The organism is Methylocystis sp. JAN1 (assembly GCF_052186135.1).
GTDB lineage: Bacteria > Pseudomonadota > Alphaproteobacteria > Rhizobiales > Beijerinckiaceae > Methylocystis.
Genome location: NZ_CP181499.1, coordinates 2,310,250 through 2,333,348, shown reverse-complemented (window position 1 = coordinate 2,333,348; position 23,099 = coordinate 2,310,250). Strand labels below are relative to the sequence as shown.

General features: G+C 63.3%; 24 protein-coding genes. 9 read left to right on the top strand and 15 right to left on the bottom strand.

The genetic code is table 11. From position 1 onward, the window contains the following. Positions 1-28: 28 nt before the first annotated feature. On the bottom strand, positions 29-316 hold the full coding sequence (gatC, locus tag ACNHKD_RS11085) for an Asp-tRNA(Asn)/Glu-tRNA(Gln) amidotransferase subunit GatC (protein WP_442753545.1): 288 nt from the start codon (positions 314-316) through the stop codon (positions 29-31). 134 nt (positions 317-450) lie between these two features. On the opposite strand from gatC, the gene ruvX reads away from it, so the two are divergent. Beyond that, positions 451-924, top strand: coding sequence for a Holliday junction resolvase RuvX (gene ruvX / locus ACNHKD_RS11080; RefSeq protein WP_442753544.1), 474 nt, complete (start codon positions 451-453; stop codon positions 922-924). Between the two features lie 214 nt (positions 925-1,138). Further along, complete coding sequence (locus tag ACNHKD_RS11075) at positions 1,139-1,366, top strand: hypothetical protein (protein WP_442753543.1); 228 nt, start codon at positions 1,139-1,141, stop codon at positions 1,364-1,366. A gap of 7 nt (positions 1,367-1,373) precedes the next feature. Here ACNHKD_RS11075 and dprA read toward each other — a convergent pair whose 3' ends face one another. Both dprA and plsY read right to left on the bottom strand, forming a co-directional pair. Then, complete coding sequence (gene dprA, locus ACNHKD_RS11070) at positions 1,374-2,618, bottom strand: DNA-processing protein DprA (RefSeq protein WP_442753542.1); 1,245 nt, start codon at positions 2,616-2,618, stop codon at positions 1,374-1,376. Next, positions 2,615-3,205: a glycerol-3-phosphate 1-O-acyltransferase PlsY gene (gene plsY / locus ACNHKD_RS11065; RefSeq protein ID WP_442753541.1), complete on the bottom strand. Its 591-nt coding sequence runs from the start codon at positions 3,203-3,205 to the stop codon at positions 2,615-2,617. The genes dprA and plsY overlap by 4 nt, the downstream gene beginning before the upstream one ends. A 221-nt stretch (positions 3,206-3,426) precedes the next feature. Here plsY and ACNHKD_RS11060 point away from each other — a divergent pair, with 221 nt between their 5' ends. From ACNHKD_RS11060 to ACNHKD_RS11050, 3 genes are read left to right on the top strand one after another with little or no spacing between them, the layout of a single operon-like run. After that, the gene (locus tag ACNHKD_RS11060; RefSeq protein ID WP_442753540.1) at positions 3,427-4,473 is read left to right on the top strand and encodes a YcjF family protein; all 1,047 of its coding nucleotides are present in this window, start codon (positions 3,427-3,429) and stop codon (positions 4,471-4,473) included. Next, positions 4,470-5,273 carry an exodeoxyribonuclease III gene (gene xth / locus ACNHKD_RS11055; RefSeq protein WP_442753539.1) on the top strand — a complete coding sequence of 268 codons (804 nt, stop codon included), beginning with the start codon at positions 4,470-4,472 and terminating at the stop codon, positions 5,271-5,273. The genes ACNHKD_RS11060 and xth overlap by 4 nt, the downstream gene beginning before the upstream one ends. Before the next feature lie 22 nt (positions 5,274-5,295). Continuing rightward, the gene (locus ACNHKD_RS11050) at positions 5,296-6,222 is read left to right on the top strand and encodes a CBS domain-containing protein (RefSeq protein ID WP_442753538.1); all 927 of its coding nucleotides are present in this window, start codon (positions 5,296-5,298) and stop codon (positions 6,220-6,222) included. A gap of 1 nt (position 6,223) precedes the next feature. Here ACNHKD_RS11050 and ACNHKD_RS11045 read toward each other — a convergent pair whose 3' ends face one another. Continuing rightward, the gene (locus ACNHKD_RS11045; RefSeq protein ID WP_442753537.1) at positions 6,224-6,781 is read right to left on the bottom strand and encodes a hypothetical protein; all 558 of its coding nucleotides are present in this window, start codon (positions 6,779-6,781) and stop codon (positions 6,224-6,226) included. A gap of 394 nt (positions 6,782-7,175) precedes the next feature. Between ACNHKD_RS11045 and ACNHKD_RS11040 the strand changes: the two genes are divergently transcribed. Together ACNHKD_RS11040 and ACNHKD_RS11035 are read left to right on the top strand one after the other, a co-directional pair. After that, positions 7,176-7,790 (top strand): hypothetical protein, encoded by a 615-nt coding sequence (locus ACNHKD_RS11040; RefSeq protein WP_442753536.1) that lies wholly within the window; start codon positions 7,176-7,178, stop codon positions 7,788-7,790. 163 nt (positions 7,791-7,953) lie between these two features. Continuing rightward, positions 7,954-8,550, top strand: coding sequence for a superoxide dismutase (locus ACNHKD_RS11035; protein WP_442753535.1), 597 nt, complete (start codon positions 7,954-7,956; stop codon positions 8,548-8,550). 300 nt (positions 8,551-8,850) lie between these two features. Here ACNHKD_RS11035 and ACNHKD_RS11030 read toward each other — a convergent pair whose 3' ends face one another. The 3 genes from ACNHKD_RS11030 to ACNHKD_RS11020 all read right to left on the bottom strand — a co-directional run bounded on the left by ACNHKD_RS11030 (position 8,851) and on the right by ACNHKD_RS11020 (position 11,324). After that, a complete protein-coding gene (locus ACNHKD_RS11030) occupies positions 8,851-9,366 on the bottom strand; it encodes a hypothetical protein (protein ID WP_442753534.1) in 516 nt (171 codons plus the stop codon). A 29-nt stretch (positions 9,367-9,395) separates the two neighbouring features. Continuing rightward, on the bottom strand, positions 9,396-9,947 hold the full coding sequence (locus ACNHKD_RS11025; RefSeq protein ID WP_442753533.1) for an SRPBCC family protein: 552 nt from the start codon (positions 9,945-9,947) through the stop codon (positions 9,396-9,398). Positions 9,948-10,121: 174 nt separating this feature from the next. Next, entirely contained in the window at positions 10,122-11,324 is a 1,203-nt protein-coding gene (locus ACNHKD_RS11020; protein ID WP_442753532.1) for a pyridoxal phosphate-dependent aminotransferase, read from the bottom strand. A gap of 157 nt (positions 11,325-11,481) precedes the next feature. On the opposite strand from ACNHKD_RS11020, the gene ACNHKD_RS11015 reads away from it, so the two are divergent. Both ACNHKD_RS11015 and ACNHKD_RS11010 read left to right on the top strand, forming a co-directional pair. Then, complete coding sequence (locus ACNHKD_RS11015; RefSeq protein WP_442753531.1) at positions 11,482-12,747, top strand: glycosyltransferase family 87 protein; 1,266 nt, start codon at positions 11,482-11,484, stop codon at positions 12,745-12,747. Positions 12,748-12,931: 184 nt separating this feature from the next. Further along, on the top strand, positions 12,932-13,162 hold the full coding sequence (locus ACNHKD_RS11010) for a hypothetical protein (RefSeq protein WP_442753530.1): 231 nt from the start codon (positions 12,932-12,934) through the stop codon (positions 13,160-13,162). 220 nt (positions 13,163-13,382) lie between these two features. Here the strand turns inward: ACNHKD_RS11010 and ACNHKD_RS11005 are convergent, their stop codons facing one another. The 8 genes from ACNHKD_RS11005 to ACNHKD_RS10970 form a co-directional block, all read right to left on the bottom strand. Then, positions 13,383-13,967: a copper chaperone PCu(A)C gene (locus tag ACNHKD_RS11005; RefSeq protein ID WP_442753529.1), complete on the bottom strand. Its 585-nt coding sequence runs from the start codon at positions 13,965-13,967 to the stop codon at positions 13,383-13,385. Positions 13,968-14,044: 77 nt separating this feature from the next. Next, complete coding sequence (locus tag ACNHKD_RS11000) at positions 14,045-15,898, bottom strand: CopD family protein (protein WP_442753528.1); 1,854 nt, start codon at positions 15,896-15,898, stop codon at positions 14,045-14,047. Positions 15,899-16,096: 198 nt separating this feature from the next. Further along, a complete protein-coding gene (locus ACNHKD_RS10995; RefSeq protein WP_442753527.1) occupies positions 16,097-16,486 on the bottom strand; it encodes a copper resistance CopC family protein in 390 nt (129 codons plus the stop codon). 75 nt (positions 16,487-16,561) lie between these two features. Next, positions 16,562-17,176 (bottom strand): hypothetical protein, encoded by a 615-nt coding sequence (locus ACNHKD_RS10990; protein ID WP_442753526.1) that lies wholly within the window; start codon positions 17,174-17,176, stop codon positions 16,562-16,564. A gap of 386 nt (positions 17,177-17,562) precedes the next feature. After that, positions 17,563-18,822, bottom strand: coding sequence for a bacterial ammonia monooxygenase, subunit AmoB (gene amoB, locus ACNHKD_RS10985; RefSeq protein WP_442753525.1), 1,260 nt, complete (start codon positions 18,820-18,822; stop codon positions 17,563-17,565). A gap of 154 nt (positions 18,823-18,976) precedes the next feature. Further along, entirely contained in the window at positions 18,977-19,735 is a 759-nt protein-coding gene (gene amoA / locus ACNHKD_RS10980; protein ID WP_442753524.1) for a bacterial ammonia monooxygenase, subunit AmoA, read from the bottom strand. A gap of 318 nt (positions 19,736-20,053) precedes the next feature. After that, positions 20,054-20,827, bottom strand: a complete 774-nt coding sequence (gene amoC, locus ACNHKD_RS10975) for a bacterial ammonia monooxygenase, subunit AmoC (RefSeq protein ID WP_442753523.1) — start codon at positions 20,825-20,827, stop codon at positions 20,054-20,056. A gap of 963 nt (positions 20,828-21,790) precedes the next feature. Next, entirely contained in the window at positions 21,791-22,828 is a 1,038-nt protein-coding gene (locus tag ACNHKD_RS10970) for a cytochrome-c peroxidase (protein ID WP_442753522.1), read from the bottom strand. Positions 22,829-23,099 lie beyond the last annotated feature (271 nt).

The following is a 23,099-nucleotide window of genomic DNA, read 5'->3' as shown; positions in this document are numbered from 1 at the left end:
GAAGCGGGGACGGCGTGACGCGGCGAGCTTACTCGACCACCTTGGGCACGACGAAATAATGATCTTCCTTGACGGGCGCATTGGCGAGCACGTCGTCGGCGATGCCGCCGTCCGTCACGACGTCGGCGCGCTTTTTCATCTGCATGGGCAGAACGGAGGCGATGGGCTCGACGCCCTCGACGTCCACCTCGGACAGCGTCTCCACGAAGGAGAGAATGGCGTTGAGCTCGCCACGCAGACGCTCGACCTCGTTCTCATCGACGGCGATGCGGGCGAGATGGGCGATGCGGCGAACCACCGCGGAATCGACAGACATTGGGAAGCTCCGCCGGATGAACCTGCTACGGCGCTATAGCGCCTGGGACGGCAAGGCGCAATGCAGCGCGCCCGGCGCCGCCCGGAGGCCGTAAGACATATTTATCGACGCGGCGAGTCGTGTTAGCGCGAAGCATGACCGCCAACGCCACGTCGCTCGAGGAGATCGCCCGGTCGCTGCCCCCTAAAGGCCGCCTCATGGGGCTTGATCTCGGCACAAAGACCATCGGCCTCGCCCTCTCGGACATCGAACGCCGGCTGGCTTCGCCGCTCGACACCATCAAGCGAGTCAAATTCTCGGCCGATGCCGAGGCGCTTCTCAAACGCGCCGCCGATTTCGAGATTCAGGCGCTCGTCTTCGGCCTGCCTCTGAACATGGATGGGACCGAAGGGCCGCGAGCGCAGGCGACCCGCGCCTTCATGCGGAATTTGCGCAAATTGACGCCCCTGCCCTTCGTTTTCTGGGACGAGCGCCTCTCCACCGCCGCCGTCACCCGCGAGCTCATCGCGCAGGACGCCTCACGCGCCAAGCGGGCGGAGGTCGTCGACCGCATGGCGGCAGCCTATATACTGCAAGGCGCGCTCGACCGTCTGGCTAGGCTGGCGTGAGGAAGTTCGATAACTCTTCATCGACAAAGTAGAAAACCCAAAGGTTTCGGTGCGCGCTCTTTGTATACAACTTATACGAGTAAATTTTGCTTGACATCCATGAGCTGAGCATTAAGGAAAAGACACGTTAAGGTCGTGTCTTATCCATTTTTTGCGGAAGCTCCGGACCACGGAGGCTGAACAGATGGGCCGCTCAACCATGTCCCCGTCGAGAATGTCGAAAGCCCCGGCAAAATATGCCGAAAGAGCGAATATCGAGCGCCGCTCGGACGAGGATGCGGCCGCGATGGCGAGCTATATCGCTGATATGGCCTCCGAACTTTCTCAATTGGCCGGGCGCGCGGAAATGCCGATGGTCGCCTATTTTCTAAGCCTCGCTCGCGTCGAGGCGGAAATGCGCTCGCGCGAACTCGGCGGCGCAAAGATCAAGCGGGAAGAATAAATCTACTTTAAGTTGTAATAAGGGAAACCGAATTTGCGCCGTGCCGCTCAAGGCGGCCGTCGAGGTCGAGTTCGACGAGAACGCCTTGAACCTCCCGCGCCGGCAGGCCCGCAATCCTGATCAGCTCGTCCACCGCGACAGGGGCCGGTCCGAGCAACGACATGACCAGCTCCCTTGCATCCGCGCATGGCTCCACAGGCGCCGGCGGCGTCTCGCGAGCCGCCGTCGGCTCCGGATACTCGGTTGGCTTGGGCCCGCTCTCCTCAAAAGCGAAGGCGCCCTGCGCGGAAAAAATATCCAGCTCGTCGAACAGCGGCTCGTCGTCCGGCGACCGGTCGGCGTCGTCGAACAGCGATCCCGCCGGCCGGGGGCCGCCCGCGGCGAGCGCGTCAATCACATCTTCCGGCCTTGCGCAGAGCGTCGCGCCCTGGCGAAGCAGGTCGTTGGTTCCTTCCGCGCGCGGGTCGAGCGGCGAGCCAGGCACGGCGAAGACCTCGCGGCCTTGCTCATTGGCGAATCGCGCCGTGATGAGCGAACCCGAGCGCCGCGCCGCCTCTACGACGACGGTCGCGCGGCTGATCCCCGAGATGATGCGGTTGCGTCGGGGAAAATCCCGGCCGCGCGGCTCCCATTCGAGCGGCATCTCGGAGACGAGAAGCCCGTGCTTGGCGATCTCCGCCACGAGCCGCTCGTGCTCGCTCGGATAGGGGCGCGCCTGCCCCCCCGCGAGCACGGCGATGGTTCCCGTCTCGAGCGTCGCCCGATGCGCGACAGCGTCGATCCCGCGCGCAAGGCCGGAAACGGCGACGTAATCCGACCGCGCGAGACTTCGCGCGATGCGCTCGGCGAAAGCGAGCCCGGCGGCGGAGGCGTTGCGCGACCCCACCAGCGCGACGCCGTCGCGCCGCGCCGTCCGCGCGACCCCGCGAATTGAGAGGATTGGCGGCGCGTCCGGAATTTCGCACAAAAGCGGCGGATAGTCGGGATCGCCGGTGGCGACGAACCTCACGCCCATCGCGGCGGCGCGCTCAATCTCGCGCAATATCTCATCGCGCGGAGCAATGCGGATCGTCCGACCGCGCAAAGATTTGGCGGCAAGACCAGGAAGCGCCTCCAGCGCGGCGCCCGCGCCGCCATAGCGATTGATCAATTGGCGAAAAGTGCGCGGACCGACGTTTTCACTGCGGATGAGGCGGAGCCAGTCGACAAGCTGCTCGTCGGACAGCCGCGCGCCCGAGGCCGGGCCGCTCATGCTTTTTGACCGATGCGGCTTTCCGTGCCGGCGCGCAAGCGGGCGATGTTTTCCGCATGCTTGCGCCACAGCAGCGCCGCCATCGCGCCGACGACAAACGCTTCTCCGGCATGGCCCAGCGCGAGGAGAATGAGCGGCGCCGCCGCGCTGGCGACGAGCGCCGACAGCGACGAGTAGCGGGTGACGGCCGCGACGCCAAGCCATATGCCGCAAAAGGCGAGACCAACCGGCCAGTGCAGGCCGAAGAGGCAGCCGAGAAAGGTCGCGACCCCCTTCCCACCCTTGAACTTCAGCCAAGCCGGGGCGATGTGGCCGACAAAGGCGGCGAAACCTGCGATCATCGCGCCCTCGGGCGAAAGCCTGGCGCCGACGAGGACGGCGATGGTCCCCTTGAGCGCATCCAGCAGCAATGTCGCCGCCGCGAGATCCTTACGCCCGGTCCGCAGCACATTGGTCGCGCCGATATTGCCCGAGCCGATGGAGCGCAGGTCGCTCGTCCCGGCGCCGCGCGTCAGAAGCAGGCCGAAGGGGATGGAGCCGAGGAGGTAGCCTAGTATGAGCGCGAGCGCGTCTGGCAGGAATGACATCGGGACCGTTCGAAACCTGATATGGGGGAGCGCCAGCGAAAACGCGGCGAATGCTAACGGAGCCTTGGCCAGGCTGCAACCGGCGCCGATTCCTACTCCCTTTGTAAGACGTTCTGACAAAGAACGGCGAGCGAAAGAATGACTTTCGTCCCACACGATCATGACGCTCCCGTTTTGCCGCCGAAAGCGCTAAAGGGAGGCGAGAACCCGGGAAAACTTCAATGAGCAACTCAGAGCGCAAACCGCGCCCCCGCGCCTTTCGCCTCAGCGGCGACGAAACGGTCGTCTCGAAGCCCGCCCCGCAGGTCGAGCCGGAGACCGATATTTTCGCGGAAGCCGCGGAACTTGTCGACGGCGCGCATGGGGGCGAAGCGGCCGCGAAGGCGGCCCGCGCCAAGGGCGTGCTGGACCGTTACATCTTCTCGTCGGGCGGCGTGTTCCTATCGGCGGTCACGGGCCTTTTCACGCTCGCGCTGAGCATCTGGATCTGGAATTTCGTCGAGGATCTCTTCGCCCGCTCGCCCGTTCTCGGCGCGATCGGGCTGGCGCTCGCCGCGGCGGCGGGCGTCACGGCGCTGTTGTTCGTCGCGCGAGAAATCCGCTCGATCCTGCTTCAGAACCGCATTGCGAAGCTTCATGCGGCGCTCGCGCAGGCGCGCGCGGCCGACGATGCCGCCGCGGCGCAGATCCGCGTGCTCGAGCTCTGTAAAATCTACGAAGGACGCCCCGATCTCGGTCGCCCGCGCGCCCTGGTCGCTGATTACGCCAAGCAGATTATCGACGGCAAGGATCTGATCGATCTCGCGGAACGCAACCTCGTCGCGCCGCTCGACGAATTGGCGAGACGCGAAATCGCCGGCGCGGCGAAGCGCGTTTCGGTCGTCACCGCCGTCAGCCCGCGCGCGATCCTGGACGTGCTTTTCGTCGCCGGACAGGCGGTCGTGCTCATGCGTCGCATCTCGGAAATCTATGGCGGCCGGCCTGGCCTGCTTGGCTTCTTCAAGCTCGCGCGCTCGGTCGGCGCCCATCTTGCGATCACAGGCACAGTCGCGGTCGGCGACACGCTGCTGCAACAGGTGCTGGGCCATGGCGTCGCCGCGCGCATTTCCGCGAAGCTCGGCGAAGGCGTGCTCAACGGCCTGTTGACAGCGCGCGTCGGCCTCTCCGCGATGGCGGTCTGTCGCCCCACTCCCTTCGTCACGCAGAAACAGCCCGGCGTGAAGGACGTCGCGCCGTTCCTCTTCGGCGACAAGACCAAGGCTCAATGACTTTGAAGATCACGACCTGGAACATCAACTCGGTGCGCCTGCGTATGCCGCTCGTCGCGCATTTCCTGAAGACGCGCGCGCCCGACGTCCTCTGCCTGCAGGAAACGAAATGCCGCGACGCCGAATTCCCCATGAAGGATTTCACGTCGCTCGGCTACAACCATGTCGAGATCAACGGCCAAAAGGGCTACCACGGCGTCGCGGTGGTCTCGAAGAAGCCGCTGCGCCTCATCGAGAAGCGTGATTTTTGCGAAAAGGGAGATGCGCGCCACATCGCTGTCGAGATCGAAGACGACGGCGGGCCGATCACGCTGCATAATTTTTACGTGCCGGCCGGCGGCGACGAGCCGGATGTCGAGATCAATCCCAAATTCGCCCACAAGCTCAGCTTTCTCGACGAGATGAAAGCATGGGGCGAGAACGGCGCCTCCAGGGGGCGCGTCGCGCTGGTCGGCGATCTCAACATCGCGCCGCTGGAGCACGACGTCTGGAGCCATAAGCAGCTCCTGAAGGTCGTCAGCCACACGCCCGTTGAAGTCGAGAAGCTCGCCAATGTCTTCAGGGCCGGCAAATGGATCGACGCCATGCGCCGCTTCGTGCCGCCGGACGAGAAGCTTTACACCTGGTGGAGCTATCGCGCGGCCGACTGGGCGGCGTCGAACCGCGGCCGGCGCCTCGACCACGTTCTCGTCAGCGAGGCGCTCGGCGGCGCGCTGAAGAAGCTGGACGTGCTCACCGAGGCGCGCGGATGGGAGCGGCCTTCCGACCATGTGCCGGTGACGATCGAATTGTCGGAGTGATTGCAGAGCGACAGGAGGCCCAATGATCGCTCGCGAATTGATGAATCGGCATTTCCCTTACGTCACCGCCGACGCCGATGTCGATTATGTCGCCAAGCTGCTTTCCGAATGCGACATCGGCGTCGTGCCGGTCGTCGACGAAGCGCTTTCGCCGATCGGCATCGTCACGCGGAGCAATCTGGAGCGCGCACGCGCCCCGATCCGGGCCGATCTCGGCGACATACCGCCGTTCCTGCTGCGCAACCGCGCGAAGCCGACGTTTCATCCCGGCCCCTTCGCGCTGCGCGACATCATGACGAGCCCGGCCATTTCTGTTTCGAGCGGCGCGGCGCTTCCGGAAATTGCAAAGGTCATGGAGGATCATCATCTCAAGCGCGCGCCGGTCGTCGACGGTCACAAGCTCGTCGGCTTCGTGCTGCTTCGGGAAGTGATTCAGGCGATCGCCAGCGGCGGCGCTCTCCCGCCGCACGAACGCCCCGTCCTCTCGATCCGGCCGCGCGAGCGGAATTTCTGCGAGGTCGCGACCGCCGAGGAATTTCGCCAACTTGTCGCGGCGCATGAGCGCGAGCTGGAGGCCGAACGCGACGAGCGGCGCCGGGCCGTGGCGGAGATGCGCGAGCAGCGCATTCGCGAGCTCGCGGCGCAGCGCCTCACCGACGCGCAATGGCGCGAGCTGCTCGCCAATGCGCGCAAGGCGGCTTCGGCGGGCCTGGCCGAGCACATGCTGACCCGCTTTCCCTCGCAGCTCTGCGTGGATGGCGGCCGCGCAATCAACGCGCCCGATCCGCATTGGCCGGAGACGCTGCGCGGCGAACCCGCCGACGTCTTCCGCCGCTGGCGCAACGAACTGCACCCGCGCGGCTTCAAGATCGCGGCGCAGATTATCGACTTCCCGCAAGGCCTCCCCGGCGACGCGGCGCTCTTTCTGATGTGGGGCGGACGAAGCTGATTTAACGCTGGCGCGCTTCCGCGTCCGCGCGTAGCGCCGCGAGAGACGTATAGCGCTGCGTTCCCGACGAGCTGCGCACTTCCACCGATCCGTCAGACATCATCACATAAGTGGCGTCGCCCGCCGTATAACGGTCAACCTCTATCGACTCTTCCTTGGCGGGAGCGCCAATGATCGAGGAGAAATCGGGCCCCTCGAAAGCCTTGTCGGGATCTTTCGCAAGTTCGACTTTCGCCGACGCGTTTTCGGGTTTTGCTTGCGGCGCGCTCTCCCCGGTCTGCGCGTGAGCGGGAGGCGAAGGCGAAGGCTCCGCCTCGCCGCGCGGAACGAGCGCCGCGGCCGCCATCACGCCCGCGCCGAGCCGCGCAAGATGCGCGATGACGCGGCCGAGCGCAATCGTGACCACGCCTCCAGAGAGAGCGACGGAACCGGCGATGAAGAGACTCCATCCGCGTTCGAGCAGGATCATGTCCCAGCCCGTCCACATGGCGTAAAGGCCGCCGGCGGCCAACGCCAGGCCCAGCGCCGACACGCCCAAACTAGAGAAGCTGCGTTTCATCCGGGTCTCGTCTCTTCCGACGCCGATCTTTTAGCATATAGGCGGGAGGGAGGCGCAAGGCGGCCGCGAATGGCGCGAAACAACTATACTTGCTTTACTTTGAAGGGCGCGCCATCGCTTCCGCTCCAAACGACGCGGTTTTTCTAGTTATATGACTATTGCAGACATATATATCAATATGTTGACACGGAGCTTTCGGCCGGCCGCATGGACGATTGCCGCTAAATAACGTAATTTCAGTGTGTTATATGTTTAAAAGAAGCTGCGTCCTGATGACGCATAGTAAAGGCCATATCCAATACAAACATCCAGCCGACCGGCCGATCGAGCGGCGGGCGACGGCGAGGGCGCCGTCGGACCACACGGCCTGACATGTCTTGATGAGGAGACGAGCATGAGGGGTTTGTTGAAGCGCGGCGTCTTAGCGGCTGCGCTGGGCCTTGTCGCCGCATTCGGGCTGGCGCCCTCCGGCGCCTCGGCCCATGGCGGCGTAAAGCTGGAGCAAGACGAATGCGTGTTGCGCATCGGCCAGAGCACGATGCATTTCATCGGCTATCAGCGCACCGGCGAAGAGCAGGAATTCTGCGAGGACATCGCCCAGACCGGACCGACCGTCATCGCGCTCGAAGCGGTCTCGGACGATCTGCGCGACATGGCGATCGGCGTCCGCATCATCAAGGATGTGGGCGGCGAGGCCAATGAGAAGGGCGACCTGACGGCCGCGACGGTCTTCAAGCTGGAGCCTAAAGTCTATCGCAACGGCATTATGACGTTCGAGCACGACTTCAAGGACGCAGGTCACTATGTCGGCATCGTCACCGTGCGGGACGATCTTGGAAATGAATGGGTATCACGCTTCCCCTTCACAGTCGGGCTCTATACCTTCTGGGGAATGATCGAATACATCCTCTATGGCGTGGGTTTCGTCTCGCTGGTCGGCGTGATGTGGCTCGCTTTGAGGGCGAAATCGAACAAGCAAAAGGCCGAGCACGCCGGCATGACGGCCTGAACCGGGCAAGCTATCCAATCCGAAGAACGGCCCCGCTTCCCGCCGGGCCGTTTTTTGTTCCGTCCGCCAGATTTTAGAATTATTCTAGTTCTTGCCGCTTCGCGGCGACGGGTCTAGTTAAACGCGGGGCCCCGGAGTCCTATCCCTGTTCAGGAGAGCATTGATGTCCTTCACCCTTGAAGACCTCCCCTACGCTTACGACGCCTTGCAGCCCTATTTGTCGCGCGAGTCTTTCGAGTACCATCACGACAAGCATCACGCGACCTATGTCACGAACGCCAATAATCTGATCAAGGGCACGGAGTTCGAAGGCAAGCCGATCGAGGACGTGATCGTCGGCTCCTTCGGTAAGAACACGCCGATCTTCAACAATGTCGCGCAGCACTACAACCACCATCATTACTGGAAGTGGATGAAGCCGAACGGCGGAGGCGCGGCTCCCGGCAAGATCGAGAAGCTGATCGTCGACAGCTTCGGCTCGTTCGACAAGTTCAAGGAAGAGTTCCAGAAGGAAGGTCTCGGCCAGTTCGGCTCGGGCTGGGTGTGGCTGGAGCTCAAGGACGGCAAGGCCGCCATCCGCAAGACGCCGAACGCAGAGAACCCGCTGGTGCATGGCGCGCAGCCGCTGCTTGTCGCAGACGTGTGGGAGCATTCCTACTACATCGACTACCGCAACCGTCGCGCCGACTATCTCAAGGCCTTCCTCGATCATCTCGTGAACTGGGAACACGTCGAGGAAATGTACGACGCCGCCAAGTAGGCCGGCGCGCCAATTGGATTGCGCGCGGCGGCCGGCCCCGCCGCGCGCCAAATCTTTCGGGTCAGTAGCAGACGGTGCGACGCACGCCGCCCGACCATACCGTGCGGCACACGCGGCGGACTGGCGCGACCGGGCGCGGCGCATGACGGCCGCGCCACGATAGCCCGCGCAGCCGGCTCGGCGGGGGCCGGCCGCACAAACGGCGGCGCTCGCCCCTATCGACTCGACCGTCATCGTTGCAGCGAAAGCCATGAGGCCGAGAGCGGCCAGCACCGTGAATCTCATGTGAACCTCTCCCGCTCATCCGAAGATGCGGCAATCACACCGACTCGCCCGAGGGGCAAGCGGCGCATTTTTCAGCGGGCGGACTTTCCCCGACTGGAATTTGAGCGCCGAGGCGGACAAGGAGACAAGCGCGAAAAAAGTAAGGACCGCAGACGCCGCGTGGGAATATTCCCACTGGCGCCGCGCCTCCTCGAAATGCACGGGGGCGAGCGTCCAGTTCCGGGTCTCCACATTGACGGGATAGGTGTAGGTCCAGAAGATCGCCTGCGTGGAAAGCAAGGCGATAAAGGCGGCGGCGGAGAGGGCGGCCGCCGTTCTGTTGCTGCGGGATAACAGCATATGCGTGAAGCTCGCGGCGAGCGCGACCATGATCACGACTCCGAACGTCGCCCAGCCCGCATAAAGCTGCTGGGCGACGATATACGCGTCCGGCGACAAGGCGAGCTTGTTGGGGAGCTCGAACAGGTGAGCGCCGGTCGGCGCAAAGTAGAGCGCGACGCTCGCGATCGCGAGGAGCTGGAGAAAAAGCATGATCGCTCTCCGCGCCCCGCCGACATTATCTATTCGCTCGGCAACGCCTTCGGCGCGGCCTCGACGATCGCCTTGAGATTGGCGAGCCCCTGCTCGAACTGGCCGCCGACCATTTTGTCCATATTCATGAAGGCGTGCATTGCCTTGGCCATGAACTCATTCCGGCCGGACATGGCCCAGACGACTTCCGTCTTCGTTTCGCCGATCGGCTTGAGGTCGAACTGCACGTCGTTGACGGCCTGCATCGGCTTGAAGAACTCGATCTTGATGCGCACGCGCTCGTTCTGGCTGCTTTCCTTGATGGTCATCCTTCCAGCGCCGACCTTGTTGTTCCCGGACCACTCCAGCGTTGAGCCGGCGCCGAGCGGCGAGCCGCCATAGGTCGTCTTCTGGTCAGGATCGAGCCGCGCCCAGGGCGACCACTTCTCCCAATTATGGAAGTCGTTGATCTCGGGATAAATTCGGTCCGGCGGCGCGTCGAAGATCGCGGAACGCGCGATTTTGAAGCTGTTCGGTTGAAGCGAAATATAGGCGATAAGCCCGCTCACCGCCGCGAGCACTATGAGAAGAAAAAGGGTCATGGGCGCGTTCCGTGAAATCCGCCGCCAGTAAGCGGCGACGCATTCGCGCAATTTAGGGAGCGAAATGCGCCGCGCCTAGGGCGCGCGGCCCACGGCGCCGCGACACGACGGGGAATCAGCTTCCAAGCCGGCTTTCACAACTCCCGATGGAGATAGATAGACGTCAGGAAAAGCCTACTTCAGGCTCGCGCAGAAGGCTTGAATCTTCGCGCAGGCGGTCTCCAGCGTCAGCGCCGACGCGGCGTAGGAAATGCGGAAATTCGGCCCCGTGCCGAAGGCCGAGCCGTGCACCACGGCGACGCCTTCCGCCTCGAGCAGCTCGGTGACGAAATCCTCGTCGGTCTTGATCACCCTGCCCGTGGGCGTCTTGCGGCCGATCGCCTCCGCACAGGAAGGGAACACGTAGAAGGCGCCCTCCGGCGTCGGGCATTGCAGATATTTCGCCTGGTTCAGCATGGACACGACGAGGTCGCGCCGCTCCTCGAAGGCCTTGCGGAAGATGCCGAGATGCTCCTGCGGCCCGTCGAGCGCCTCGACGGCGGCCCATTGCGCGATGGAGCAGGCGCCCGAGGTCTGCTGCCCCTGCAGAAGGTCCATGGCCTTGATCAGCTTGCTCGGCCCGGCGGCGTAGCCGATGCGCCAGCCCGTCATGGCGTAGGCCTTGGACACGCCGTTCATCGTAAGCGTGCGGTCCATGAGGTTCGGTTCGACCTGGGCCGGGGTGACGAATTTGAATTCGCCATAGACGAGATGCTCGTAGATGTCGTCGGTGAGCACATGCACATGCGGATGGCGGACGAGCACGTCCGTCACCTTCTTCATCTCGTCGCGGCTGTAGGCGGCGCCCGAGGGATTCGAGGGCGAGTTCAGCACCAGCCACTTGGTCTTCGGCGTGATCGCCGCCTCGAGCGCCTCCGGCTGAAGCTTGAAGCCATCCTCCATCTTCGTGTCGACGAAGACGGTCTTGCCGCCGCAAATGGCGACCATCTCGGGATAGCTCACCCAATAGGGGGCGGTGACGACGACCTCGTCGCCGGCGTTGATCGTCGCCAGAAAGGCGTTGAACAGAATGTGCTTGCCGCCCGTCGCGACGATCGTGTCCGAGGCCTTGTAATCGAGCCCGTTCTCGCGCTTGAACTTCCGGGCGACGGCCTCGCGCAGTTGCGGGATGCCGAGCACCGGGGTGTAGCGGGTCTCGCCGCGGTCGATCGCCGCCTTGGCGGCGTTGCGGATGTGCTCCGGCGTGTCGAAATCCGGCTCGCCCACAGACAGGCTGATCACTTCCCTGCCCTGCGCTTTTAGATCGCGCGCCTTCTGCGTCACGGCGATTGTGGCGGAGGGCTTTACGCGCGAGAGAGCGTGGGCGAGGAAGGTCATTGCCGTCATTGTCCGGTAGGGGAAGTGTGCGTCGCACCATAATTTGCGGGGCGACGACCGGCAATGAAAATCCGCAGTCCAAGCTCTCGGCTGATTCCGCGCCCATTAACCCGGGGCGGCTATCGTCCCTCCCTCTGGCGACGGCGAAACGGGAGGAATGATGCTGGCGGCGATCAGAAGCGGCGATTGGATGACGCCCGAGCGTCTGCGCGTCTATCCCCTCATTCTGCTCGCTTTCTACTCGCTCGCCGCCTTTGGCGCGGTCGCGACCTCGCAGGGCCGCATGGGGCCGAACAATCTGCCGCTCGGCTCCGATTTCAGCCAGGTCTGGGTCGCGGGCAAGGAAGTCCTCGCCGGACATCCGGAAGCGCCTTTCGACATCCTGCGCCACGTCGAGGCGCAGCGCGCCGAGTTCGGTTCCGGGACGGGCGTCTTCGGCTGGCATTATCCGCCCTATTTTCTGGCGCCGGCGGCGCTGCTCGCGCGCCTGCCCTATCTGCCCGCGCTGGCGCTATGGCAATTCGGGACGCTGGCGCTCTACGTCCTTTCCGTTTTCGCGATCCTGCGCCGGTCGGGCCTCGGACGACGCGACGTGCTGGTCGCTGCGCTCGCCTTTCCGGCGGTCATCGTGAATCTCGGCCACGGGCAAAACGGCTTCTTCACCGCCGCGCTGCTCGGCGGCGGCTTCGTCCTGCTGGACCGGCGGCCGTTGATCGCCGGCGCACTCTTCGCGCTCCTCGCCTACAAGCCGCAGTTTGCGCTCGCGCTTCCGCTTGCTCTGCTGATGGGCCGTCATTGGCGGGCGCTGGCGGGCGCCGCCGCGACCTTCCTGGCCATGACCGCCGCAAGCGTCATGGCCTTCGGAGTCGAGAGCTGGCGCGCCTTTTTCCAAAGTCTAAGCTTCACGCGCCGCATCGTGGAAGAAGGCGCGACGGGCCTCGAAAAAATCCAGAGCGTCTTCGCCGCCGTGCGGCTCATGGGCGGCGAGTCGTCCACCGCCTGGTTCTGCCAGGGGCTTTCGACGATCGTCGCGCTCGCGGCGCTTATCTGGGTGCTGCGCTCCGCCGCTGACGCGCGAGTGAAGGCGGCCGCAACAATTGGCGCCATGCTTCTGTCGACGCCTTATTTGCTCGATTACGACATGATGGCGCTCGCGCCGGCGATGGCGCTGCTCCTCTCGCACGGACTCCAGAAAGGCTTCCTGCCCTATGAGAAATCGGCGCTCGGCTTTGCCTATGTCGCCCCGCTGATCGCTCGGCCGGTTGCGATGGCGCTCCATCTGCCGATCGGCGTCCTCGCCCTCGTCTGCTTCTATGCGGCGGTTGTCCGGCACGCACGGAAAAACAAACAAGATCAGAAGATTGGCGGCGGCGGCAGGGTCGCGGGTTCCGGAGTTTCCGACATCCGATTTGCGGACCGTTAACCCCAATGCGGGAACATCTTAAAATTTTATGAATAATTCGACGCGGGCATGCAACTTTTTCGGCTCATCGTCGTTTCTACTCCGAGCTCGCAAGCGCGGAGACGCAGGGAGGTCACCTGAGGCGGCAGAGGGAGAGGCCGCGGAAGGGAAAAGCAAGGGCGAAGACCCGAGAGGATTTAGGACGATGTCGCTCGTTGATAAATTCGACGATCAGATTGAACCGGCCTTCACGCGTAGCTTCGATCGCGAGTCGGCTCGTCGCCAGTTTCGAGTTTCCATTTTGCTTGTAGCGGCTATGGCGACGGCGGCTTTTGTTCTCGGCTTTGCGCTGCCGATCAACTCGGCTCAGAGGGCCTCGACCCCGGTTGCCGATAATACCGAATTTTCGGGCCGTCTGGTCAGCGTCGATCGCTGATCGCTTGGTCTCTGAGGGAAAAGCGCGCGCCAGACAGGCGCGCGTTTGTTTTTGGGCGTTTACGGGGGGCTGTGGGGGCTTCCGACCGCCAGTGGCCGGGGCATCGCCTTCAGCGGCGCGGGCTCTCTCCCGCCCGCCGGGGATTGTCGGCGACCTTTGAAAAGCGGCGGGCGCGGCTTCGGCCGCGCCCGTTGTTTTGCGAGGATACGCGCTCCCGCGCCTATTTCTTCTCCTCGTGATGATGGTGGTCGTGGCTGGCCGGCGCAGCGTCCTTCGGGCCGGACGTGTCCTTGTTGTGCGCTTTTTCCCAGCGCTCCATGGCCTCGGCGTCATGGGCGTGCTTGGCGTCGGGCGCATCGATCGCAGCGTCGATAACGACCTCTCCCGCTTTCTCGAAGACGAGGGTCATTTCGAGTCCCCAGCCCACTTCCAGATGTTTCTTGGCGCCCAGCAATGCGACATAGACGCCGCCCGGCGCAGCCGTCACCTTGCTCTTCGGCGGGATAACGATCGGCGCCTCCAGCTCGAGGTTCTTTGGGTCGCCGTGAATCACGGCCTTCTCGAACTTCTCGACCTTAACGGCGACGAGCCTGTCGGGCGTGTCGCCGTTATTGTGCAGGAAAGCATAGAAGGTCGCGTTTTTTTCGTTGTCGCCCGGCGCGCGCAGCCAGGGATGCTCGACCTTCAGCTTGCCCACCTCGTATTCATGCGCCTTGGCTGCCCGCGAAGGAATGAAAACGCCCATGGCGACGCCCGCGAGCAAGGAGCCGCCGGTCGCCAAAAGATCACGCCGCTTGATGGTCATGTTTCTCTCCCTAAAACGGCCGGCTTTTCCCTGCCGACGCGAAAAGACGCCCCACGCGCGTTGCTTGAGCCTGTGCCTCAGTGAGAATGCAGGCTGATCTCGACCAGCGGCTCGTTCGCCATCATGGCCGCCTGGGCGGCGAACTGCGCCGCGCTGCCGTCGTCGGCCCCGAATTGCTTGAAGCGCGCCCGCACATAGCCCGAGCGGTCCACAAGGAAATGCGCCTGCGCGATCTCGGGCGTATAGGGAACGTTCGGATAGCGGTTGATCACCGAATAGGCTTTCTCGACCGCCGCCGGATGCAGCGCCTCCCTGGCCTTCGCCTCGGCCGGGCAGTCGCCCGTATAGACCGTGACATGATTCACGTCGGCCGACTTCGCGGCCTCCGCCGCCTTCAACAGGCTCGCGTCCAATTCCTTCTTCTGGTCCCCCGTCGCCGTGCAGCGCGCGAAGGACAGAAGCGTCGGCTTACCGCGAAGCTTGAAGAAGGTCGTGATCTCCTCCTTCGGGTCGATCAGCGCGAAATCGGGCGCAATGAGCCATTGGATCATGGCCTGCGGCCCGATGAAGCGCGAACGATTGGTGCTCGACAGCATCAGCAGATAATTGATCATGTCCCAGCGGTCGTCGACGTCGAGCACATGGGAGAAGCTTGGCATCACCCCGCTCTGGCCCCCAAAAGTGAGCCAGTGGAAGATGTCGCCGATCGTATGCGTCCCGACATGCGGCGCCGTCAGATCCGCCGGCTCGATCTTCAAACCCTGCGCGTTTTTGAGGTCCTTGGCCATTGCGCCGTTGCCCTCGCCCAAGGGACCGTGGCAGGCGACGCAATTCTCCTGGAAAGCTCCCATGCCGCGTGAGATCGACTCCGCGGTGAAATCCTGCGTCGGGTCGTTATAGGTGTCGGTATAGGCCTCGGTCGAGAATGAGACGGCGAGGCAGAACAAAGCTCCGATCGTCGCCGCCGGCGTTGCGTAGATGCGCTTCTCGCGAGTCGCTGGCGTCCACCAGACAAGCGCGGCGATGATCGCCAGAACGCCGGCCGCAATCGCCCACCACCAGATCGGCGAGGGGAAGACGGGCTTTTGCCCCCAGGTCGCGATGTAGGAAAGGCGAAACGGGAGCGGCCAATAAACATCCGTCTCGTGAGACGCCGGCGTGATGACCGCAATATATCCCGCGATCGCCAGCAGCCCGAGACCGAAAACCGCCTCGAGGCTGCCGATCTTGCCGACCCAGTCGACGTCGAACTCGCCCGCCGGCCGCGTACGCATGTAACGCACGATGGCGAGCGCGCAGAGCAGGACGGCGCAGAGCAAGGTGAGCTTGAGCGTCAGCAGCCGGCCGTAGGGCGTCGCGAGCATATTCGGCACGCTGCCGACATTCTCATACGCCATGGCGACGCCCGTCACGGCGACAAGCCCGACGGCGGCCTTCGCCACCAGGGACCAGCGCTCGGCAAGTTGCGCCGCGACTTCCGGGGGCTTGCTCCGCGCCGTAAACATCCACCAGATGAGGCCGAGCAGGCCGCCGAGCCAGGTGAGGCCCGCGGCCGTATGCAGCAGAAAGCTGATCTGGGTCCAGACCGGCAGGCCGTCGTCAATCGCATGGCCGGTGACGGAGACGACCGCGAGAACGACGACGCCGGCAAATAGCGTAACTCTGTCGAGCAAATTGGAAGGCGCGAAGAATCGCGCGATCGTCAATCCGGCGAAAATCAGCGCGAGCGCCTGAGTGGCGACCCACGCCTTTCCGACGCTCGTGCCGAAGGTGAACTCCGACAGCAAGCCGGCGTCGATCGGCCTGTCGGCAGGAATGATGTTGCGGGCGATCAGGTAGAGCAGCGGAACGCCGAGCAACGCTCTCAGAACCGCCGCCGCGGCGACCGGGATTTTGAAGCGCCCCGGATCTTCGCCGATGAGACGCGGCATCAGGAGCAAGCCGACCGCCAACGCCGATGGCAGACTCTCGAGGAATCGTATGAATGCGAGAGAAAGATACATCGTCGTTTCTCGCCCTTTGCCCGTTCCGCTTTTTCCAGGGGAGGAATTTGCGCCAAACGCCCCGGAGCGTACGTCGCCGGATGTTCCAGCGACGCTTCGCTGTCCGTTTGGAGTTCAGCCGCGCCTTTACTTGGGATCGACCGTGAATTCGTAGTTGCCCTCGACAACATGGCCGTCGGTCGAGAGGACGCGGTAACGGACGATATACTTGCCCGGCGCGAGCTCCGGCGCGTCCATTGACAATTCGCGGGGTTTGTCGGGCACGCCGTTCGAGCCTTCGCCGAGAACTTTGCCGCTCGCATCCTCGATCGTCAGCTTCGAATATTTCGGCTCAACTCCGCCGCCAAAACGCAACTTCACGGTCTTGGGCGCTGTCGCGACGTGATCCTTCGACGAGGGCGTCGCCTCGACGAGGAACGAGTGCGCGCGGGCCGGCGCCGTTGCGGCCGTGGCGGCCACGACGCCCGCGAACACGAAACCGATCACGCGACGCGAAGGAAAGTTCAGTCCATTCATGACGTTTCCCCTAAAGGCGCACCCGCCTTTTATCGTTCTTTTTCTCCTCGAAAATGCTCACGACCCGCCGCTCCTTCAAGACGCGACGGTCTCCTTGGCCTCCTTCTTCTTGGATGTCGGATGGGTGTGTTTCCAGTAGACGAAGACCATTCCGCCGATGAGAATCGTGCCGGCGATCTGCGGCACCCAGGCCCAGAGGGTCTCGCCCACCATGAATTTCAGCATCTCGGTCTGCTGCTCGCCATTCTCGCGCGTCAACGTGACGAGGGTGATGTAATGGCCGTTGCTCTTGAAGTCATGCTCCAGGCTGAAGGTGCCCTTTGTATATTTCTTGGCCGGCACATGGAGCTCGGTGAGGGCCTCCAGTTCGGCGCCGGTCGGCAGAGTCGGCATCAGCGGATCCCGGATGATGCGCACTTCGAGCGGCAAATCCCGGAATGCCGGCGTCTCGATGTCGAACGCCATTATCGTGCGGCCGGTCGACGGGATCTCGTCGCAATATTCGCTGCGAGACTTGTCCGGCTGGAAAACCGTGATGTGGATCATGTCGTAGCCGAACATGACCATGCACATATTGCCCATGGACATGGCCTCCGGCCCCGCGCCGCCCTCCGCGCGCGCCTGCGGCGCAAGACCGAATGAAAGCGCCGCGCCGAAAAGGGCCGCTGCAAGGCTACGCCAATTCATCATTTCATCCCTCGACTTCGAAACGCGCTTTCATGTGCGCGCTTTCTTCTTGAGTTACCGGCCGACTGGCCATCGCCGCCTGTATGATAAGGCGTCCGCATTTCTTAAGCTTCCGGTCCGGCGACGGCCGAAAGATGCGCGATCGCGCGCGCTCAAGCGCTACTTTGTATCCAAAACAGGTCGGGGCGCGAGCAAAAAGCCGTGACTGGATTTGCGTCTAAAGGACGCACCAATTGATTTTCAGCAAACAAAGACGGTCGAAAATCTCGCGAATTCGACCCTGGGCGCGGCGCCGGCGCCGGGAACGCGAAGACGTCATCGACGCGCAAAAAAAAGAACCGGCCGGACAGAAGTCCGGCCGGCCATTGATTTAGGCGATTTTGGCTCGCTTAGGGCATATCGCCGGCGACGAACTTCGGAATCACCGGGCCGCCGATTTCAGCCGCGAAGCGCTTGCCGTCCGGCGAGAAGAAGAACAGCAGGCCGCCGATCTGGCTGTCGGTGTCGTAAGCCAGGTCAGACAGACGCTCGATGTCCCAACGCGCGTCCTGGATCTTCACGACGATCTCCTTCGACTCGCCGGGCGCGATCGTGTCGTCGTTCGACAGGCCGCGGTCGGCAAGCAGGTAGTCCGGGAAGTCAGGCTTCGTGGTGAACACGGACGGGTTCAGGAAGCGAAGGCCAGCCGCCGTATATTCGCCGAGGCGAACCGGCTGCGACGTGCCGTTCTTGACCTTCACGTTGATGGTCAGCTCGCGGCCCGGAACCTTGTAGACGCCGCCGTTCAGCTCGGTCGTCACCTGCTCCTTGCCCACGCCCGCCGTGCCTTCCGTCTCGATCGGCGTCAGCGGCTTCTGCAAGCCGGCCTGAAGCGGGATCGTGCGCGGGAAGGTCGAGTTCGTCACGGCGTAGCCGACAATCGTCGCAAGGATCGTCAGAGCCAGGACGATCGCGCCAATGCGGCGGTCGTCGTCGCCAATGACGTCTTCCGGACGGCCTTCAGCAACGCGGATATAGGACGAGATGATGCCCTTCCGGATGAACCAGAACAGGATCCACGCCGCGCCAATCGCCAGCCACGGCAGATGCCACGCGTAAACGCGGCTGATGCCGAAGTGCTCAAGGTCGACCGTCGAGCCGTCAAGGAGCGTCACCGGGTCGGTGAAGTCCTTCATGTCGCCCTTGATCTCAATCCACTGGCCGGGGCCGATGATCGGACCGCCGCCCTCGACGTTGATCTGGGCGTGGACGTGCCAACGGCCGGCGCGACGGCCGCGCAGGTTGATCGAGAAGGCGTAGTCCTTGCCGATCTCAAGCGACACCGAACGAGGAGCGAACTGCTCGCCGATGAACTGGGCCGTGCGAACCAGAACCGGGCCGGGCTCGCCGGCGTTCAGGAACGACACGCGCGGATTCGCGACCGCCTGCGGCCACGCCGAGAAGACGTGAACCTTGCCGGACAGAACCAGCTCTTCATTGACGTTGACCGTCGTCTTCGACCACTGAACGTCATACCAGTTCAGCGTGCGCATGCGAAGGAACGCCTGCTGCGACTTCTCGCCGTGCGCCGAAGCCGGAGCCACGGCTCCCAGCGTCGCCGCCACAGCAGCCGCCGCGCCAATGGCGGCGAGCTTGACTAGCTTTTTCATGAACAAACCTCCCAGGTTCCTCTTCCGGCCGGCGCCTCGCGCGCCAGCCGATTTTTTCAGCCGCGGACCAGCAGGCCAAATCAACGACCCAACCAACTCCAGTCCGCGTTTCTCTTTTCGAGTTGGGCCGAAGAAAACCCCGGCCAAGCCCGCATCAGATGGTGTCGATGACCTTGGTCGTGGAATACCAGCGACCCATGAACCACCACAGGAAATACACCATCATCGAGACAAAGCCCGAGAAGAACGCCGCAACCGGCACAACGTCCTTACCGAACGTGCGCAGCGTGCCGCGCTCGACCATGCGGATGTATTCCGGCATCGACGTGCGGACGAAGTGGAAGCCGATCAGGTCGGCAAGCGTCATCAGCTGGCCATGCTGCTCGGTCGCCTGGTGGAACGCCGCAATCGCCGGCCAGTTGTTCGGGTAGAACAGCAGACCCCAGCCCAGCGAGCCCACAACCGCCGTGATCACATAGGAGCCCGACAGAAGCAGGATCACGTCAAGCCAGATCGCCGGAACGATCAGAGCGGACGGGAACACGAGGCTGATCGGGAAATACGTCCAGCCCCAGAAGTTGACGTAGCGGTTGATCCACTCGCCGACCAGAAGGCCCAGAGCCGCGAAAACGGCGCCGAACGGAAGGCGGAAGTTAACCCACCAGAAAGCCTGCGAAGCCGCGCAGAAGGTCACGCCCAGAATCGGCACGACCGTCGGCCACATACGACGATCCTTCCAGTCAACCCAGAAGTCCCAGTCGCCCGCCGTCAGCATGAAGTGGACGTGATAGCCGCCCAGAACGGCAAAGAACAGCAGAACCAGAAGCATCCAGTCCACCGTCGCGACGCAACCCGCCGCCTCGGCGACGGAGTTGAACGGACCGACCGCCCCCCCGCTTTTCGATTGTGACATCACTCTTCTCCTTGGTGTTTCTCGGAAACCCTCCAGGCCCCGAGCTTTCTTATCGCCGCAGACCCGAAGCCTCGCGCCCCCGGACCCGCGCCCGGACTGGCGGAAAAACCCGCCCGCCCGGTTTTCTCTCGCGCAGCGCGCTCGACGCAGCGCCGCGAAACCTTCCCTTCACAGCCGGGTTAACCCCGGTTTTCGACACGAAACGAGAGACCCGGTCGCCTCACGCGGCCAGACATGCCCGCTCCCTTGTCCGTTTAGAAAAAATCCCGCGCCCAGACCGCCGCCCGCGCCCTTGGGCGCGAGCGGCCTTGTCCGTCATTACTCGGCGGTCAGGAGGGCGACGCCTTCCTTGCCGATCAGCGCATGAATGCGGGCCAGGAGCTGAAGAACCACGCCGAACACGCCCAGCGCCATCCAGCCGAAGAACACGAAGCCCCAGTGCAGCGGAGCCACGAACAGCTCTTCCATGAACCAGAAGGTGTGGCCCCACTCGTTCAGGCCAACGTTCGGGATGATCATGAACGGACCAATGGCCACGATCAGATAGGCCAGCGAGTAGCCATGAGCAAAGAACGGAATCCGCGTCTTCGCATAGAAGAACGCCCCAACCGCGATCACCGAATAGATCGGGTAGCTCATGTAAAACTCGATGATGTGCGACGGCGTGAAGTCCGTGTCACGGATAACCGTCATGTGCCAGGTGCCGTCCTGCTCCGTGAAGAACGACGCGCCCCAGTAAATCGCAGACGCGTAAACAACCAGCCACTGGATGTTCACCGCAATGCGCCGAAGCTCCTCACGAGGCGCAACCGCGTCAACGTTGCGGTCGCGCGTCTTCCAAAGATAGCCCGCAAGCGCCAGGCCGGAAACCAGCTCCAGAGGAATCTCGGTCCAAAGGATCGACATCCAGTAAGTCTGGAATTCCGGCGCAAACGAATCCAGGCCAGCGCGCCAGCCATAGATCTGCTCGTAAATGCGCACGATCAGATAAAACGTGTTCAGCAGAGCCAGTCCAATCCACATGCCACGAAGATCGACTACGGACTCTACCTCAGCAGCTGCGCCAGCAGCAGCGCTAGTCGTCGAGCTCATATTTAACTCCTCCTATGTGCTCCCAGGGATATGCGCGTGACCGGTAAAAGCTCCGCCTCCCAGAACGGAACCGCTTCGTCCTCGTTTGATTAAACGTTAGGCTGGGCCCGTCCCAAAACGTCGCCCCACGCCATACCGCCCTTCTTGCCGCAGCCCTCAGATCCCCAATCCCAGAGAAACCTTCCCCAAAGATCGAACATCCAATCCAGCCGCTTGTTGTTATCGGACGAACACCGACGTCGCCGCCTAAACAAAGCCCAAAACCCGACCCCCGCAAGGACCAGACCAAGACCCCGTTTAGCGTGGCCCAACCATTCCCCCTCACCAACATAATATCAATATCCCTTGGTATAGCTGAAAACTGTCTATCGAATAGTAATAACAACCCCAGTGGACTGGATATAGACAACCCTTATGGGTAGCAAGGCGGCGGCCGCGACGGCTCGCGGACGTCAAGCTAATCTTTTGATTTTCTGGAATTTTGCAGCACGACGCCATCGTCGCGTCACAGGTTTGAAGAAACTGTGGCGCCAAGCGGGGCCGCCCCGCCTCTAGGACTGCGTCGATCTGTCCAAAATTCTCGACGAAAGGCGCCGTCGGCAGGACCACGCAGGAAGCAGGCTTGAAAAGAGCTTTTCCACAAGCGGCTTGCGCAGGATCAAGCGGCGCAGGAAAAAAGGGGCGCCCGCGGGAGCCCCTCAGATTACTGACAAAGCAGCGGCGGCGCCCCTCGTCCTTCGAGACGCTTGCTGCGCAAGCTCCTCAGCATGAGGGGCTTTTTCTTTCGACGCCAAATAGTTAGGCCTCATCCTGAGGAGCAAGTGCAAGTCGGGTTTTCCCGACTTGCACAAAAAAGAATGTTGATCTCAAGCCCAAGATCGCAGCTCGCGTCTCGAAGGACGAGGCCCCTCGGGAAGTTTGTCAACAAACTGAGGGCGCCCGCGGGCGCCCCCAATATTGTTCTTACTGCGGGCGCGGCGTGTCCTTGGCGCGCGCCGGCAGGATTGGATAAGACACCTTTGGCTGCTCGCCGGTCAGCGCGCCCAGAAAGGCGACAATGGCGGCGTTTTCGTCCGGGCTCAGCGCCGCGCCGAGTTGATCCTTCGCCATCACGTCGACGGCTTCCTCGAGCGTCCAGGTCGCGCCGCTGTGGAAATACGGCGCACGCAGGGCGACGTTGCGAAGCGGCGCCGAGCGGAAGACGAAGGCGTCCGAATCGTTATTCGTGACCTTGGCGCGGCCGCGGTCGGCCACAGGCAGAATCGCCGCATCGGGCTTCTGCGCGACGCCGAAGGGGAAGTAGCCGTTGCCGCCGACATTCACGCCGCTGTGGCAAGCTGAGCAGCCCTTGTCCATGAACAGGCGCAGGCCCTTCTTCTCCGTGTCGTTCAGCGCGTTGACGTCGCCGGCGAGGAACTTGTCGAATTTCGAGTTCGGCGTCGTCAGCGTCGCCTCGAACGCCTCGATGGCGTTGGCCATATTGTCGAAGCTGACGGGATTGGCGTCGTTGGGAAAGGCCGCCCTGAACTCGGCGACATAGGCCGGCATGCTCTTCAGCGTCGATTCGACGGCCGCCGGCGTGTTGTTCATCTCGACATCGGCCTGGACCGGGCCCTTGGCCTGGGCCTTGAGGTCGATGGCGCGGCCGTCCCAGAACTGGGCGACGTTGAAAACGGCGTTGAGAACGGTCGGCGCGCGGCGCGGGCCCTTCGCCCAGCCATGGCCGATCGAGGTCGGACCGGCGTCGACGCCGCCCGTGCCGAGATTATGGCAGCTATTGCAGCTGATGATCTGGCTCCTGGACAGGCGGGGATCGAAGAACAGCTTCTTGCCGAGCTCGATCTTGGCGGGCGTGATGGCGTTGTTCTTGACCACCGAATTCACGGTTGAGGCGTCAATCGGCTTGAAGACCGCATTGGCGTCGGCGCGCAGGTCGCCGGCATGGGCCAGTACGGGAAAAAGCAGCGCCGCGCCGAGCGCGGCGACCCGAAGTCCGGACATGTGTTTCTCTCCCCTTGCAGCTTTGATCGTTGAAAGCTGACCGCCCCGCCGCGCATGCGCGCGAAGCTGCGCCTTCGGCTATCACAACCCCCGAGACGGCGGAAGCCCTTCGGCGCCCAGCTTGGTCCGAAGGGGTCCATAAGGGCCGGTCTGCGGCGGGCCAAACCGGTTCGTCCGGGCCTGGGGGTCGCCTTGCGACGAATAGCGAGGCTGGCACTTGTCGGGCGCGATCGCCGCCCCACCCTCAAGTTTGAAAGCGCGCGGCCCAAGC

Coding starts and splice junctions, on each gene's coding strand:
- ACNHKD_RS11040 (WP_442753536.1), top strand. CDS start 7,176: ATGAGGGGTTTGTTGAAGCGCGGCGTCTTAGCGGCTGCGCTGGGCCTT.
- ACNHKD_RS11020 (WP_442753532.1), bottom strand. CDS start 11,324: ATGACCTTCCTCGCCCACGCTCTCTCGCGCGTAAAGCCCTCCGCCACA.
- ACNHKD_RS11075 (WP_442753543.1), top strand. CDS start 1,139: ATGTCGAAAGCCCCGGCAAAATATGCCGAAAGAGCGAATATCGAGCGC.
- ACNHKD_RS11030 (WP_442753534.1), bottom strand. CDS start 9,366: ATGCTTTTTCTCCAGCTCCTCGCGATCGCGAGCGTCGCGCTCTACTTT.
- ACNHKD_RS10970 (WP_442753522.1), bottom strand. CDS start 22,828: ATGTCCGGACTTCGGGTCGCCGCGCTCGGCGCGGCGCTGCTTTTTCCC.
- amoA (WP_442753524.1), bottom strand. CDS start 19,735: ATGTCACAATCGAAAAGCGGGGGGGCGGTCGGTCCGTTCAACTCCGTC.
- ACNHKD_RS11010 (WP_442753530.1), top strand. CDS start 12,932: ATGTCGCTCGTTGATAAATTCGACGATCAGATTGAACCGGCCTTCACG.
- ACNHKD_RS11025 (WP_442753533.1), bottom strand. CDS start 9,947: ATGACCCTTTTTCTTCTCATAGTGCTCGCGGCGGTGAGCGGGCTTATC.
- ruvX (WP_442753544.1), top strand. CDS start 451: ATGACCGCCAACGCCACGTCGCTCGAGGAGATCGCCCGGTCGCTGCCC.
- ACNHKD_RS11060 (WP_442753540.1), top strand. CDS start 3,427: ATGAGCAACTCAGAGCGCAAACCGCGCCCCCGCGCCTTTCGCCTCAGC.
- ACNHKD_RS10990 (WP_442753526.1), bottom strand. CDS start 17,176: ATGATGAATTGGCGTAGCCTTGCAGCGGCCCTTTTCGGCGCGGCGCTT.
- plsY (WP_442753541.1), bottom strand. CDS start 3,205: ATGTCATTCCTGCCAGACGCGCTCGCGCTCATACTAGGCTACCTCCTC.
- ACNHKD_RS11015 (WP_442753531.1), top strand. CDS start 11,482: ATGATGCTGGCGGCGATCAGAAGCGGCGATTGGATGACGCCCGAGCGT.
- xth (WP_442753539.1), top strand. CDS start 4,470: ATGACTTTGAAGATCACGACCTGGAACATCAACTCGGTGCGCCTGCGT.
- ACNHKD_RS10995 (WP_442753527.1), bottom strand. CDS start 16,486: ATGAATGGACTGAACTTTCCTTCGCGTCGCGTGATCGGTTTCGTGTTC.
- ACNHKD_RS11000 (WP_442753528.1), bottom strand. CDS start 15,898: ATGCCGCGTCTCATCGGCGAAGATCCGGGGCGCTTCAAAATCCCGGTC.
- ACNHKD_RS11005 (WP_442753529.1), bottom strand. CDS start 13,967: ATGACCATCAAGCGGCGTGATCTTTTGGCGACCGGCGGCTCCTTGCTC.
- gatC (WP_442753545.1), bottom strand. CDS start 316: ATGTCTGTCGATTCCGCGGTGGTTCGCCGCATCGCCCATCTCGCCCGC.
- amoC (WP_442753523.1), bottom strand. CDS start 20,827: ATGAGCTCGACGACTAGCGCTGCTGCTGGCGCAGCTGCTGAGGTAGAG.
- ACNHKD_RS11035 (WP_442753535.1), top strand. CDS start 7,954: ATGTCCTTCACCCTTGAAGACCTCCCCTACGCTTACGACGCCTTGCAG.
- dprA (WP_442753542.1), bottom strand. CDS start 2,618: ATGAGCGGCCCGGCCTCGGGCGCGCGGCTGTCCGACGAGCAGCTTGTC.
- ACNHKD_RS11045 (WP_442753537.1), bottom strand. CDS start 6,781: ATGAAACGCAGCTTCTCTAGTTTGGGCGTGTCGGCGCTGGGCCTGGCG.
- ACNHKD_RS11050 (WP_442753538.1), top strand. CDS start 5,296: ATGATCGCTCGCGAATTGATGAATCGGCATTTCCCTTACGTCACCGCC.
- amoB (WP_442753525.1), bottom strand. CDS start 18,822: ATGAAAAAGCTAGTCAAGCTCGCCGCCATTGGCGCGGCGGCTGCTGTG.